The organism is uncultured Aquimarina sp. (assembly GCF_947496855.1).
GTDB lineage: Bacteria > Bacteroidota > Bacteroidia > Flavobacteriales > Flavobacteriaceae > Aquimarina.
Genome location: NZ_CANMED010000005.1, coordinates 321,042 through 336,692, shown reverse-complemented (window position 1 = coordinate 336,692; position 15,651 = coordinate 321,042). Strand labels below are relative to the sequence as shown.

9 protein-coding genes are annotated in these 15,651 nt (G+C 33.6%); 3 read left to right on the top strand and 6 right to left on the bottom strand.

Features of this window, described 5'->3' with window-relative positions:
* Nucleotides 1-133 precede the first annotated feature (133 nt).
* The 6 genes from Q0921_RS16325 to Q0921_RS16300 form a co-directional block, all read right to left on the bottom strand.
* Complete coding sequence (locus tag Q0921_RS16325) at nt 134-1,696, bottom strand: carbohydrate-binding protein (protein WP_299258731.1); 1,563 nt, start codon at nt 1,694-1,696, stop codon at nt 134-136.
* Between the two features lie 64 nt (nt 1,697-1,760).
* Nucleotides 1,761-4,100 carry a family 20 glycosylhydrolase gene (locus tag Q0921_RS16320; protein WP_299258729.1) on the bottom strand — a complete coding sequence of 780 codons (2,340 nt, stop codon included), beginning with the start codon at nt 4,098-4,100 and terminating at the stop codon, nt 1,761-1,763.
* A gap of 3 nt (nt 4,101-4,103) precedes the next feature.
* Nucleotides 4,104-4,976, bottom strand: coding sequence for an N-acetylglucosamine kinase (locus Q0921_RS16315; protein WP_299258727.1), 873 nt, complete (start codon nt 4,974-4,976; stop codon nt 4,104-4,106).
* Between the two features lie 48 nt (nt 4,977-5,024).
* Nucleotides 5,025-6,935: a glucosamine-6-phosphate deaminase gene (nagB, locus tag Q0921_RS16310; protein WP_299258725.1), complete on the bottom strand. Its 1,911-nt coding sequence runs from the start codon at nt 6,933-6,935 to the stop codon at nt 5,025-5,027.
* Between the two features lie 95 nt (nt 6,936-7,030).
* Nucleotides 7,031-8,566, bottom strand: coding sequence for a SusD/RagB family nutrient-binding outer membrane lipoprotein (locus tag Q0921_RS16305; protein WP_299258723.1), 1,536 nt, complete (start codon nt 8,564-8,566; stop codon nt 7,031-7,033).
* 30 nt (nt 8,567-8,596) lie between these two features.
* The gene (locus tag Q0921_RS16300; protein ID WP_299258721.1) at nt 8,597-11,719 is read right to left on the bottom strand and encodes a SusC/RagA family TonB-linked outer membrane protein; all 3,123 of its coding nucleotides are present in this window, start codon (nt 11,717-11,719) and stop codon (nt 8,597-8,599) included.
* A gap of 212 nt (nt 11,720-11,931) precedes the next feature.
* On the opposite strand from Q0921_RS16300, the gene Q0921_RS16295 reads away from it, so the two are divergent.
* The 3 genes from Q0921_RS16295 to Q0921_RS16285 all read left to right on the top strand — a co-directional run bounded on the left by Q0921_RS16295 (nt 11,932) and on the right by Q0921_RS16285 (nt 15,613).
* Entirely contained in the window at nt 11,932-12,993 is a 1,062-nt protein-coding gene (locus Q0921_RS16295) for a sensor histidine kinase (RefSeq protein WP_299258719.1), read from the top strand.
* Nucleotides 12,990-13,718, top strand: coding sequence for a LytTR family DNA-binding domain-containing protein (locus Q0921_RS16290; RefSeq protein WP_299258717.1), 729 nt, complete (start codon nt 12,990-12,992; stop codon nt 13,716-13,718). The genes Q0921_RS16295 and Q0921_RS16290 overlap by 4 nt, the downstream gene beginning before the upstream one ends.
* Before the next feature lie 86 nt (nt 13,719-13,804).
* Nucleotides 13,805-15,613 carry a sodium:solute symporter family protein gene (locus tag Q0921_RS16285; protein WP_299258715.1) on the top strand — a complete coding sequence of 603 codons (1,809 nt, stop codon included), beginning with the start codon at nt 13,805-13,807 and terminating at the stop codon, nt 15,611-15,613.
* The last annotated feature ends 38 nt before the right edge of the window (nt 15,614-15,651 follow it).

Below are 15,651 nucleotides of genomic sequence, written 5' to 3'. Positions count from 1 at the left end.
AAGAGATTCCGAATACTTCACTTTAAGATGCTGCAAGTGTAAAAAAAACCATCTAAATTTTTTTAGATGGTTTTTTACTATTACACATAACAATAAATACTTAGTTGAGAAAAATGTCGTTTTTTTATAATGGCTAATTACAATTTCGTACAAACTCCCACGGTTTTCCATTTCCAGTATTTGTAGTAGGAGCATCTCCCTGTGTCCACCATTTAGCTTTGTAAATGGTATTTTCGTAAACCACTTCGTCTCCACCAATATAGGATGCAGAGGAATCCCATTGTGATTGTGAACAGTTGTCTTCATTTCCTCCTCCATCATCACCATCGGTATCTCCATTGCAGTTTTCTATAAACTCCCATGGTTTTCCATTTCCAGTATTTGTAGCAGGAATATCTCCTTGTGTCCACCATTTAGCTCTATATAATGAAGCTTCATGAATCACTTCATTTCCATTTGTGTAAGCCGTAGCCGAGTTCCACTGACTTGCAGAACAACCAGAGCCGTTGTCTCCTCCGTCGTCGCCGTCACCATTGTAGGGAGATTCGGGATAGTTTTCAGCATTAGCAATTGCTTGAGATTGAGAAATACCATTTAATACCTGGCTAGACACGTATAAATATCCATAGGCAGAAGATGAAGCTCCTTCAAGTAACATTTGCCAAATCATGATGCCATCTGTTGTACTTTTTGAAGAAATATGGTTTGAAAGTTTTGCCATATTTTGGTAATTATATGTAAAGTAAGGCCCCCAAGGTTCATCGGGATAATGGGTTCCAGCTGCTATTGAAAAACCATATTGGTCTGCATAATGTTTGTAGGAGTCATAAATAATAGCTCTGTTACTCGCAGCACCTGTATTATAGCCTTGATAAGCAATTAAATCAATTTTATTACCTACTGCTTTTATTACAGGAATCATGTGACCAGTAGAGGCAAATCCAAATAAACTGATCGCCTGATTTGGTAATGTAGCATTGAATAGATTAGCATCCGATTCTCCTGTAACAGTATTCCTTTCACTATGAGCAAAGGGAGAAGACGGATCATCATTGTTAAGACCTCCTAAAGCTCCTGCTCCTGCTGGAGCGCAAGCAATAATATACTGTCCTTTGGGCATCAATGCTCTGGATTCATTAAAAAAAGTAATAAATCGTTGTACATTGATAGATTCTCCAATAGTTTGGAACCCACCATTAGGCTCAAAATCCCAGTCAATTCCTTCAAAACCGATATCATCTACTAAATCTTTGATATCTTGGTAGTTAATGTCATACGCTGCATTGGATCCCCAGTATGTTTCTCCTCCAATAGAAAGTATTACTTTAATTTCTTTGGTTTTAAGAATAGATACAGATTCCTTAAGAGTCTGACCTCCATAAGGAGTTTGGATTCCAGTTCCTGTGATATCTAGAGATCCTTTTTGGTATCTTAAGTTTGGTTTTGCAAAAGCTAAAAAAACATGTGTAACATGCTCAGGAATATCTCTAAGTTTAGATCCTTGCCCTGTAGTAGTCCAACTTTCTGACCATGACGGGAAATATCCTAAAATAATGGGTTCTGTGAGTGCTGCGCGATTAATTCCGGGAGTAATTTCCTTAAAGTTTTCTTCATCAAGAAAACTCTCATTAGTACAAGATATAAACAACATTGAAAATAGCAGGATGCAGGTAGTGAGTTTTTTGAATGTATTCATAAGAGTTTGTATTTGTGTTAGTTTTAAGTTTAATTAGACTTCTAATTCATAGTTCACATCACTTTTATTTAAGTGAGAGAGCTCCTTTAGAATTTTGATAAAAAATCATTGCTTCATTTACTATCTTATATTCTTTGTCAAATTCTTTTCGGTATTTTAATTGTACTGTATTCCAGTCTGATGCCCATCCTTTAACAACATTATTAAGGTAAATTATTTTGAGTTTGTGTTTTCCTTTTTTAAGAGCAATAGAGCTTTCTTCGGGATGTTTTCTTATCGTTTTTTTATAATCAATAACTAATTGATCACCAATCCATATTTGATCTTGTGTACTAGAAAAATAATATATTCCATCTTCTGGGATATCAATGTATCCTTCTAAAAATACTGCTTTAAAATTTTCCTTTTTAACTTCGTGACCCCAATCAAAAGTATGGTTTGCCTCTTTAATATTCTGAACTACCGCTACCTCAATTGGGATTTCTGTTTGAATTTCATCTATGCTCAAAAAATGACCTTTTATTGTTTTGATCTTCAATCCTGGAGATAAATCTATCGTTTCTGATATTGATGGGAGATATGATTCTTTTGCAATATTAATAGTTCTTGTTTTACTGATTTTACCATGAGATAATACTGAGGCTATTTTTAAAGTAGTTGTAGTATTAAAAGTAAGGGCTGTTGAATATTCTTTACTATTCTTTGTAGGCTCTGATCCATCAGTAGTGTATACCATTTTCACCGGATGTGTGGTATGAAATGGTAAAGTCACACTATCCAGGAATGCGATATAATCGGATGAAGGCCCTTCTGGTAAAGGGATGTGATAATTTATATTATAGTGATCAAGAATTGGATATATACTATTTAAACGATTTAAGAAACTATTAAAATTTTTGTTGCTTTGTATGGTCCACCCTGTCTCTGCAATAGCTATTAATCGAGGGTATAATTGATATTCCGCAATTTTATTATTATCCGTCTGCTCTGCCCACAAGTTTCCTTGTAATCCAAGAATGTGATGTCTTTTATCTTCTTTTATTAAACTGGGAATAGGATTGTAATGATATGTCTTTTGTAGTGGAGTATGTCCACCAAACGCCATTGGCTCTACTTGTTTACTACCTTGATAAAAATTAAGATATACATAATCTAATGGAGTCATAATTACATCGTGGCCTTCATTTGCAGCTTTAATACCTCCTTTTTCGCCCTGCCAAGACATTATATTAGCAGTTTCAGTGATTCCTCCTTCTAGAATTTCATCCCATCCGATCATTATTTTATTATGGTTGTGAAGAATTTTTTCTACTCGAGCCATGAAGTAACTTTGCAATTCCTGTTCATCTTTTAATCCTTCTTTTTTCATTAGTTTTTGACATAATTTAGATTCTTCCCAATTACGTTTTGGTACTTCATCTCCTCCTACATGAAAATATTTATACGGGAATAAAGCTGCCATTTCTTGTATTACGTTTTCAACAAAAACATATACATCTTCCTTTCCGGCACATAAGATGTTATAATCTACACCCCATATTTCTCTTATTTCAAAGGATTTTTCAACACAAGCAAATTCTGGATATGAAGCAAGAATTGCTTTAGCGTGCCCAGGTAAGTCAAATTCAGGGACGACATCAATAAATCGTTCTTTAGCATATGCGATAACTTCTTTTACTTCCTCTTGCGTATAATATCCTTGATAAACAACACTTTCCGTATTTCCTCTTTTAGCACCAATTTCCGTTAACTTAGGATATTGTTTTATTTCTATTCGCCAGCCTTGATCATCTGTAAGGTGCCAATGAAATTTATTTATTTTTAATGTTGCCAAAAAATCCAGTTGTTTTTTGATAAATTCTACGGTAAAAAAATGCCTTGACACATCAAGTAATACACCTCTCCATTTAAAGGCTGGTTCATCTTTAATATCTACAGAAGGAATTACAACTTGTAGATCTTCTTTAAAATTATCATTTGAAATCAGCGGTAGCAATTGTATTAGAGACTGAACTCCATAAAATAATCCTTTAGTAGTTTTGGAAGTGATCGAGATGTAATCTTCAAAGGTTTTTAATAAATATCCTTCTTCATTTAATTGCAATGAGGTATCTATTAATAAATGAATTGAGTTTTTCTTTTTTTGATTAGATGTTTTAAGACGTAGTCCTGTTTTTTCGTGGATAATATCGGCAAAAAATAATGCTATGCCCTTTGTTTTATTTTTCTTTATAAATAAAGAGGTCTCCTTGTCAATAGTGAAACTTCCTTGTTTTTCTACTAATGAAAGAGGCATTGGTATAATTCTAGGAGTTGTATTTATAGCCGTTATTTTTTTGCGTTTTTCCTGACAAGAGATTAAAAGAATCATTATAGATAATATGTAGAAAATGGATTTCTTCATTTTTTATGTTGTTTTTTGTAATGCATACTTGTTAGAAATGATATACTTGATAAGGTTATTGATAGGCTTTTTAATAAAACTTTTTGCAGAAAAACCTTTAGAAATCAATGTTTTATTAATTATGTCTTGTGTATAATATGCGATAGAACCCACAAAGTGTACTGAGTAATTTTCTAATTCTTTACTATAAAGCATCAGATAATTGTCAATGAAGGTTTCAATTCCGTCATATAGTAAGTTTTCTATAAAAGGATGACCTCGATGTTGAAACAAGAAAATTGCATATGACGCCAAATATGTATTAGGTTGTCGTAAGTCATATAAATTATAAAAAAGAGATTCTAAATCTGAGCCAAACATTGTTTCAAAATCTTTAGCAAGACTAGCGGGCATGCGTTGCAAGTAAAAGCTTTTCAATAGTTCTTTTCCGAAGTAATTACCACTGCCTTCATCTGCAAGCAAATATCCTAAAGATGGGGCGTGCTGTATTATTTTTTCACCATCGAAGTAGCAACAATTAGATCCTGTACCTAAAATAGCAATAACTCCTGGAGTTATTGTAGTGGCATGTACAGCGGCAATAATATCTTCTTCAACCTTTATTAATTTTAAATTTTTAAAGACAGAACTGAAAGATGATTTGATTTTTTGATTTGATTTTTCCGTACCACAACCTGCACCATAAAAATGTACTTCATCAATCAAGTTTCGCTTTTCTAACACTTCAGAAATCTCTAATATTATGTTTTTAATTGTGCTCTCTGATATATTTAACGGGTTGATACCTATTGTTGTTTGTGAATACAATTGATTTCCCAATCTGTCAATTAGAATCCAATCACATTTCGTAGAACCACTATCAGCTATTAATATCATATATTCTAATCTTTATAATTTAATGGTAGTTAACTATTAATAAGAGGACTAAAAATAATATCGTTTGAAAGCTTCAATAGCTTCATAATCAGCTAGTCCTAGGCTGTCATATAATTCTGCTGTATTCTTATTTCGTTCCTCTGCTCTCAACCAAAATTCTCTAGAATCTTCTCCTTGAAACATCACTTTATCCTTTTGTGATTGGTGAAAAAGAATTGCGTTAGTCTTTCGATTTACTTCATCTGGGCTTAAGGGTACGGCCATTTCAATATCGTGGATATCCCATTCGTGCCAAGCTCCTCGATATAACCATAGCCAGCAATCCTTCATAAATTCTTCTTGTTTTAATATAGAAACTGTTTCGAGGATTGCATCAAGACAAAGTTTATGAGTTCCGTGTGGATCTGCGAGATCTCCTGCGGCATAAATCTGATGTGGTTTAATGTGAGTAATAATATCTTTTATAATATCAATATCAGCATTGTCAATAGGTTTTTTCTTTACCCTTCCAGTTTCATAAAAGGGAAGATTTAAGAAATGGACTTTATGATCTGGAAGCCCTAGATACCTTGTAGCACCATAAGATTCCATTCTTCTGATAAGTCCTTTTGTTAATCTTACTTCGGCAGAATCAATATCATTAATGTTTTTTGATTTTATGGCATCTATTATAGTATTAAAAATGGTATTATCCTTAGATAAGCATTGTGCTACTTCACCAAATTTTAAGGCTTCTTGATCAGTTACTGCAATATTTCCAGAGGTTTGATATGCAACGTGTACCTCGTGACCTTGATCAATAAGTCTAGAAAATGTACCTCCCATAGAAATTACATCATCATCAGGATGCGGACTAAAAATAAGTACTCTTTTTTGAGCAGGATTGGCTCTTTCAGGACGTTTGGTATCGTCGGCATTTGGTTTTCCGCCTGGCCATCCAGTGATAGTATTTTGCAAGTGATTAAACATTTTGATATTTAATTCATATGCAGATCCTTCTAATGTTAAAAGACTAGACATACCGTGGTCATTATAATCTTTATCGGTTAATTTTAACAAAGGTTTTTGGACTTCCTGACTTAACCAGGTTACTGCCTTCAGCTTAAGTTTTGGCGTCCATATGCATTGATCTACTAACCAAGGAGTTTTAATTCTGGTAAGATCTGCGGCAGCTTCACTGTCTAAAACCACGGTAATGTTTTTATGTTCTTGTAAGAAAGAAGCTGGAATATGTGAAGCTATTTCACCTTCAATAGTCTTTCTTACAACCGATGCTTTTTTATGTCCCCACGCGAGTAGAAGAACACGTTTAGCCTTCATAATCGTGCTGATCCCCATAGTTATAGCTCTTTTGGGAACATTTTCTAAACCATTAAAATCTGAAGCAGCATCTCTTCTGGTAATATGATCTAATGTTATAATTCTAGTGCCAGAATTGCGATGGGATCCTGGCTCATTAAAACCGATATGTCCTGTTCTACCAATACCTAGTAACTGAAAATCTAGTCCACCAAGTTTTTTTATTTTCATTTCATAATCGATGCAATATTGATCAATTTCTTCTGCGTTAATATTTCCAGAAGGAATATTTATGTTTTCTGGGTTTATATCAACATGATCAAACAGATGCTGATGCATAAAATGATAATAACTTTGTTGATTATCTGTATCCATTGGATAATATTCATCAAGATTGAAGGTGATCACATTATTAAAACTGAGTTCTCCTAAACGATACAATGTTACTAGTTCTTCATATACTTTTATCGGAGAGGATCCTGTAGCTAAACCCAATATGCAGGGCTTACCTTCTTTTTGCTTTTGTTTTATTAAATCTGAAATTTCTACAGCTACTAGTTTAGATGCATAAGAAGAATCCTGAAATATTTCATTATGGATTTTTTCGAATTTGGTATCCTCAAACTTGCCAACTTGCCTGAATTTAATTTCTTTAATCATTTTTCTTTTTTTAAGCTTTAAGATGATTTAAATTTTCTTTTTCAAAATGTTATGATACTTGTTTATGGTTGGTTACTGGGGGTTCCATACTAGATCTATTCGATGTCCCACCATATATTGGTAGTCATTACGTCGGGCCCTTGTCTTTCTATGGCTTCTTTTACTTTTGCTTCATTGGCTACTAATTCTGTAGTTGAATATTGTAACCTTTTGGGCACATTTCCGTTATTAGGTTCTGAAACGAAGAATGTGGTATCATCTGTTAATGCTGGAATAAGCTCGGTTCTTCTAACTAAAGACCATGCTTCATATCCATTCATTAATAGTGCTAACCATCGTTGGTTCCAGATAGCCTCTAATTGTTGTTCAGTGGATCCGGATAAAGTAGCGATAGATTCACTAGCTATAAACGTTTCGATATCAGTAGCGTCTACACCCCAGAAGTTCATACTTGCTCTAATTCCTTCTTCATAGAGTGCTTGTGGATTTCCTGAGTATCCTAAAAGAGCTGCTTCTGCTTGTAAAAAATAAGATTCAGCTGCGGTTAGTATTTGTGTTGGTAAAACATTAGCAACATCGGTTGTAGAAGTTCCAATGATTTTTTGTGATGGAAGTGCAAGATTATCTCTAGGTATGATTCCTCGCATCGAGATTGATGTCCCTTCATAAGTGTTATTTGGAGATGGATCTGCCATTTGATAAACTCTAGGATCATTATTGTCGTTTAATAAATTGATATAACGATCAGAGAATACCCACTTAGAACCTAACCCATCAAATCCCCAATAAACATCCTCGAAACTTCCATCGAGAAATGATAATATCAGTGCGGATTCTGACTTTCTTACTAGAGCTTCATTTGAGCTATTTATTAAGGTATTACTCAGACAGTCATTAATAACGGTATCTATAAATGACTGTTCATTGGCTTGTATAAAGGCATCTCTGGATCTGATGGCAATTCGCAATCGTAATGTATTGGCAAATGCCTTCCACTTCTGAGGACCTCCACCATAAATAAAATCTCCTTCAGCACCAGCGATTATTTCTGATGATGAACCAATTTGATCCATTTGCGCTTTGAGATCATTCATAAGACCCGTATAAATTTCTTTTTGAGTATCATATTTGGGCTGTGGATTATCTAAGATCAATTGGTTTCCAATAACCTCACTATAAGGAACATCTCCATAGATATCGGTCATTTTTTGGTAAAACCAAGACATCATGATTTTTGTAACGGCTGCACCATTTTCATCTCCTAAATCATTATAAGTACCAAGTAAGTTTCTAATGTTTAGAGAGACTTTTTGATAAGATGCATCAAATATAGCGTTGGTCCAACCTTGATTGTTTTGATAAGCATCACCTGCAAACCAAGAACCTTCTGCATTATAACTAAACTGATGTGCAAATTGACTTGTATATATTAAGTTCCCTCTCCAAGAAAGGAATCGAGGTTCTGCGAATTCAAAATATTGTACTCCAGCCATGATTCCCTCTACTGTTGCAGTTTGTGGATCGGTAGGATTGATGTTTATTTCTTCAAAATCTTCTGTACACGAAATAGGTACGATTATCAGTATAAGAAAACCAACAAATAGTTTTAGAATGTGTTTTTGAGTTTTCATAATTCTTTGTTTATTAATATCAATATTCATTTAAAAAGTAAGGTTTACTCTAAGTCCGTGGCTACTAGCAGAAGGAATTCCAAAAAACTCTATACCTCCGAAATTTGTGTTAAATCCTGTTTCTGGGTCAAAATTGTCGGTATTGCTATGAAGTATGGCTAGATTCCTTCCTACATAGCTTATAGATAGCTTAGATAGATGTAGTCCCTGAATAGTTTTTTCAGGAAAACTATATCCAAATGTTAATTCTCTAAACTTGACAAAACTGCCATCATAGACCCAGTTTTCTGCAATTTGACCGACTCTACCCCAGTATATTTGAGGATTTACTCCTCTTTGTTGTACATCAGGATCTAATGTGCCATCAATGACCGCATTATTAGGTAATGCAATACCTTGTCCACCAGAAAAGAATTCTCTTCCTGCTAGTGTTTCTATAGCCGTACCTTGCGTATGTCTTTGTATTTCTGATAATGAAAATACATCACCACCAAATCTTGCATCAAATAAGAAACTTAAAGAGAATTGCTTATAAGTAAAGGTGTTCCCCCAGTTTAAAAATGCATCTGGCGCAACATCGCCAATCCGAGATATTTCGGTATTAATTACTGGTAATCCATTGGGATCATAGACAAGATTTCCACTTTCATCTCTCGTGAATGTAGTACCAAATAATCCCTGAGCACTTGAGCCTACTTCTGCAGCTACTTGTACGACGTCGTTAAATTGACGTATTAATATGTTTCTTTCTACTCCTTGTGCTAATTCTTCAACTTTATTTTCATTAGTAGTAAAGTTTACTGTAGTAGACCAGCTAAAATCATCGGTTTTAATGATATCGGCATCCAAAGAAAGCTCGAGTCCTTTGTTAGTTACCAAACCTGCGTTTATGATCTGATTAGCCGCTCCGCTCGCTGGAGGAAGTGTTAAACGTAATATTTGATCTTCGGTTCTTACGGTATAATAAGTTGCAGAAAGTCCTATTCTATTATTAATGAAGCGAGCATCTAAACCAAATTCAAGGGAGTTTGATATTTCTGGAACCAAGTCCGGATTATTAAGTTCGGGACCTGCTCCTGCGCCTTCTTCTGCATTTCCAAAAAAGAAAAAACGTTGCCCATTAAATAGATTAGAGGATACATTATAGGTATTTACCAAAGAAAAAGCACTAGTGGCATTACCTGTCTGCGCAAAACTTCCTCTTAATTTTAGATTAGATAGTATTTCATTATCCTGTAGTGAAGGAAAAGCATCTGTTAGCACAAAACTTAAACCAACAGATGGATAGAAAAACGAGGCATCATTTATTGGTAATGTAGAACTCCAATCATTTCTGGCTGTAAATTCTGCGAATAAATAGTTATTAAACCCTATAGTCATAGATCCAAAGACAGAATTGGATGAGTTTCTGGCGTTGCCAGGTACTACACTAATGCTTTCGAAGTTATTAAGTGAGAAAAAATTAGGGAGTAAAAATGTTTCTCCAATGGCTTGTATAGATTTAAATGATACATCAGAATGACTAAAACCTAGTGTAGCTCCTAAGTTAAAATTACTGCCTAAGTCTGTATTGTATCTAAAAATAAGATCATAATTATTTGTTCTCGCGGTAGAGTTTGTGTCAGAAAATCTTCCGTTACCAGCGATATCAAACGCACCAAATGGATTGAAAATTTGTTGGTTGGTTGTGATGTGATCTTGAGAAAGCCTCATAAGACCTTTTAATCCAGGTGCGATATCTATATTTAATTCTAAAAGGCTAATGTATCGATCAGTTTCATCTTCATTAAGCAGGGTGTTTGCAGTATAATATGGATTGGTGATAAATGCTCCAGCCCAATTATTGGGTGTTCCATCAGGTTCTAAAAAATTATTGTTTAATAATGAGTTAGAAATGTTTCTGGGTCTTAAAGAAAGTGCACGCGTTATATTCGTTTGTCCTCCCGTAAGTTCTGGTCGGTTTTGAGCATCTTGATGAATGTAATCTACTTTTCCAACAATCTTTAGCCAGTCGGTGATTGAAGCCCCAGCCTTGATACTAAAATTTTGTCTTTTTAAATTACTTCCAGGTACTATCGATTCATCGTCTAATCTGGAAAAACTAAACCTATAATCAAATTTTTCTGTTCCTTGTGATACTGAAACAGAATTCAAGAACGAAAATCCAGTTCTAAAAAAATCTTTAAAATCATTGTCATTGGCAGCATAACTGGCTGTTCCTACACCATCAAAACGCTCTCTTTGTGATCCGTCTAATCTAGGTCCGAAACTATTCCCATTAGTAATATCATATACTAATTGATTTGTTGATGTATTAAATAAACCTTGACCATATTCATTTTGGAATTTTGGAGATACTAATAGAGAATTTGCAGTGACTGCAGCATTTATTTCTACGGTTGGTTTATCAGAACGCCCTTTTTTTGTTGTAATTACTAAAACACCATTGATTCCTCTAAACCCATATAACGCAGTCGCGTTTCCACCTTTTAATAGAGATATGTTTTCAATGTCATTAGGGTTTAAATTTGATAAAGTATTACCATAATCAATCCCCGAAGCAAAATCTCCCTGCCCTCCTTGGTTATCGTCTATAATAACTCCGTCTAGTACTATTAGAGGTTGGTTATTACTTCCTAAAGAGCTAATTCCTCTAACATTAATAGAAACTGAAGATCCAATTCCTCCAGAATTAGAATTGATATTAACACCTGCTAATTTTCCACGGATCGCCGATCCCACGTTAGGATCTGCCGTTTGTGCGATTGTTTCAGACTTGATTTGTTGTACTGAATATCCTAATTTTTTCGATTCTTGCCGGATACCAAAAGCTGTTACCACTACATCTTCTAATTGTTCTGTATCCTGTTCTAGACTAACATTTATAGTATTTGATGAGTCAATAGATCTTTCTATAGTGGTAAATCCAATGTATGAAAATACCAAAACATCTCCTTGAGAAACGTTAATGCTATAAGCACCATCAAAATCAGTTTGTACTCCGTTGGAAGTTCCCTTTACGATTACATTAACTCCAGGAAGAGGAGTATTGTTAACTACGTCAGTTACTGTACCTGACATGTTTTTTTCTTGGGCGATAACTCCAATTACTAAAAATAAAAATGAAATTAAAATGAATTTTTTTTGCCTCATGTTTTCCTTTTATTGATTATTTGTGTTGTTCTAAATTAACAGTTTGAAGGTTTTCTTTTTTTTTTTTTATCCGAACAACAGCATTTTGATAATGAACGACATATAACTGTAGATAACCGTTGTCACAAGTTTTTGTTGCTAAACTTTTTTTTGTTTTTTTTGTTTTTTAATGATACTTTTTCACAGTTTTTTAACTAATTTAATATCATTCTGTGTCAAAAATTGAAGAAAATGTAATCCATGAGGATGTTACAAAAAGAGTGATTAAGAAGAAGTATCATTTCTATTTTTGGATGATATACTTTCTTTTTAATGTAATTAGATGGGGGAGTTATTTTAACGATTATTGGTATTCATTTAGATCTAACTTGATAGAATTTCCATTACATTTAGTCATAGTTTATTTTAACATATATTATCTAATACCAAGATATTTATTAAGGAAGAAATATACAGGATATGTGACTTTTTTATTATTGAGTTTAATAATACATTATGTAGTACGATCCGGTTTGAACTATTGGTTGATTACAGAAAATATATGGCCAGAAGCCCAAGGAGAAAATGAACAATTCGGACTTAATCATATCGTAGCCGTAGTATTAGGTGAATTATATGTGCTGGCACTTACTTTTTCTATAAAAATTAGCATTGATTTTATTATGGAAAGAAATAAAACCGAACAACTTACTGCTTTACAATACAAAACAGAGTTACAATATCTTAAAGCACAAATCCAACCACACTTTTTTTTTAATACGTTAAATAATTTATATGCGTTAACTATACAAAAATCCTCTAAGGCATCAGAGGTAGTTGTTAAATTATCAGAATTTATGCAGTATATAATATATGATGCGAGTAAAAGAAAAGTTCCTTTGATGCAAGAGATACAATACATAGATAACTACATCGAGCTTGAAAATATAAGATATGGAAATCAAATTGAGACACAAATTGATATAATAGGATGTATAGATGATGTATTAGTAACTCCCCTTTTATTCTTGCCATTTGTGGAGAATGCTTTCAAACACGGTTTTAAGGACAAAGGTGAAATGATTCTATTAGTATCATTTGAAGTAAGAAATGAAACATTGATTTTTATATCAGAAAATAGCTATGATGAGCATGCATCTTTAAAATCTAAAAACGGAATTGGAATTAAAAATGTTGAAAGAAGATTACAGCTTTTGTATAACAAAAACTATGAATTGATGATATCAAATGATAACAATCAATATAAGATTACCCTTAAAATCCCAACCACATGACCATAAAAAGTATCATAATTGATGATGAACATTTGGCAATAAGCATTATTGAATCATATCTAAAAGAATTTAAAAACATCGAAGTTGTTGGCGTGTTTAAAAATCCTTTAGAAGCTTTGCCTTTGCTAGAAAATGGAGGTATTGATGTGATCTTCCTAGATATTAATATGCCACGGATGAATGGTTTAGAGTTTTTGAAAACTCTTAAAGAGTATCCTCAAATCATAATTACAACAGCATACAAAGAGTATGCAATTGAAAGTTATGAACTAGAAGTGCTTGATTATTTAGTAAAACCTATACCTTTTAGTAGATTCTTAAAATCAATTAATAAATTAATGGCAAGACTTATTACATTAGATAAAGGAAAGCCTTTTGCAGATTTTGAACAAGCTCCCCATGTTTTCTTGAAAGTAGATAAAAAATTAATCAAGATTTTTCTTCGTGATATTCTTTATATAGAGAGTCTAAAAGATTATATAAAATTGCGTAGTGTAGAGGGAACCTATATATCTCATAAATCGCTGGCTAGTATAAGTGAGGAATTGCCATCCGAAAATTTTATTAGGATACATAAATCATATGCTATAGCAATAGATAAAGTAAAATCTGTAGAAGGTAATCTTGTAGAGATTGGAGACAAAAGAATCCCTATAGGTCGTAACTATTCAATTCACGCTAAAAAACAAATATTAAAAAACAAAGGGAACCTACTTAACGGATGAGAATAGAAATAGAGCCCTTTTTTAATAAAAATAGAACAGTCTTTTCCATACATTGGCATAACTAATAATACCGCAAACATATTTACATGAAACTAAGTACACTCGATTACTCAATTATAATAGTTATTCTGCTTACTACACTTTTGATAGGCTTGATAGTATCAAAAAAAGCAGGAAAGAATACTTCAGAATACTTTTTATCAGGGAGAAACATGCCTTGGTGGTTATTAGGGTTTTCTATGGTGGCAACAACATTTTCTACGGATACACCGAACTTTGTAACAGATATTGTGAGAAAGGATGGTGTTTCTTCAAATTGGATGTGGTGGGCGTTTTTGATTACAGGTCTTCTAACTGTTTTTATCTATGCTAAACTTTGGCGAAGATCTAATGTGAGTACGGATATTGAGTTTTATGAGTTACGGTATGGGGGAGCTCCAGCTGTTTTCTTAAGATCATTTAGAGCGCTATATCTGGGCCTTGTTTTTAATATTTTTGCGATGGCAGGTGTTACTCTTGCTGCGATCAAAATAGGAAGTATTATGTTAGGTTTAGAACCATGGGAGACTATTGTATATGCAGGAATAATTACTGTTATTTTTAGTGCTCTTGGAGGCTTTAAAGGTGTTGTGTACACAGATTTTTTATTATTTTTTATAGCGATTGCGGGTGCAATAGGAGCAGCATATTATTTAGTAAATATACCGGAAGTTGGTGGGCTTAAAAGTTTGATGGAGCATCCTAATGTATCTGATAAATTATCTTTATTACCAGATTTTAATGATAAAGAAGCACTCATCACATTATTAATTATACCGTTAGCAGTGCAATGGTGGAGTTCTTGGTTTCCAGGAGCAGAACCCGGAGGAGGAGGCTATATTGCGCAACGTATGCTTGCTGCTAAAAATGAAAATCACGCAATAGGGGCAACGTTCTTTTTTAATATTATGCATTATGCATTAAGACCTTGGCCTTGGATATTAGTTGCACTAGCTTCGCTCATAGTATTTCCGGATATAGCTAGTATTCAAGAAGCTTTTCCAAATGTTTCTGAAGATAAGTTAGGGCACGATTTAGCATATTCGGCAATGTTAGCAAAATTGCCAAGTGGGTTATTAGGTTTGGTATTTGCGTCGCTTATTGCAGCATATATGAGTACCATTTCTACACATCTTAATTGGGGGTCTTCTTATATTGTTAATGATTTTTACAAGCAACAAATAAAGAAAGATGCATCAGAGAAAGAGTTGGTAATGGTTGGAAGGATATCAACAGTTGTTTTGATGGTATTGAGTGCTTTGTTTGCATTATATCTTAAAAATGCAAAACAACTTTTTGATATCATTATAATGTTTGGTGCTGGGACTGGACTTATTTTTATTCTAAGATGGTTTTGGTGGCGAATCAATTCTTGGAGTGAAATCTCTGCAATGATTATTTCGGGAGTTGTTTCGTTAATCTTCTCTTCATCAATTGGTGATTATGTGTTTGGAGATGATGCAATTATGCCAGGTTGGGCAAAGCTCCCTTGTATTGTACTTATAACAACTATTACATGGATAAGTGTAACGTTTTTGACAAAACCTGAAAACGATAGCGTTTTACAAAATTTTTACAAAAAAATACAGCCTGGAGGACCTGGTTGGGAACGTGTTATTGTAAAGGCAAAGCACAACAATATAGAGCTGGTAAATAATATAGAGGGTTGGAGTGTGCCATCAGGGATTTTGGCATTGTTACTAGGGTGTTTCTTGGTATATGGAGTATTGTTTACTACAGGGCATATTATTTATGGAAATCTACAAGAATCATTGATTTTAGGATCAGGGACCATTATTTCAGGAGTTCTGTTAATCATGGTTTGGAAAAAGATTGGTAAGAATCTTGTGGTTTAGTAATTATATAGATTCTTTATAAATATTGTAATAAATAG